Raw genomic sequence first — 249 nt, 5'->3', positions numbered from 1 at the left:
CGTGCCGTCGCCTTCAAGAAACAGGCGATAGATCAGCCGCACGGTGTCGGCGTGCAGCGGGTCGATCTCCAGTTTCTTCTTGATCTTCGATCCGCGCTGTTCGGCTGCGACGATACGGTAGCCAATAGGCGGGCGCGCGCCGTTCCAGAAGCCTTGCCGGGCGTTCTCGTTCATGGCGCGCAGGACGTGCTTGGCGTTCTCCTTCGACTGGTATTCATCGAACAGCGCGGATCGAAGATCAAGAAGAAA

Annotated in this window: 1 pseudogene; it reads right to left on the bottom strand. The window is 59.4% G+C overall.

The features are described from left to right. Positions 1-249 (bottom strand): annotated as a pseudogene (locus RYX56_RS24205) (hypothetical protein); the annotation flags it as partial.

Origin of the sequence: Alkalihalophilus lindianensis (assembly GCF_032843265.1) — a bacterium.
Taxonomy (GTDB): Bacteria; Bacillota; Bacilli; order Bacillales; family Bacillaceae_D; genus Alkalihalophilus; species Alkalihalophilus lindianensis.
This window is presented reverse-complemented; position numbering and strand designations above follow the sequence as displayed.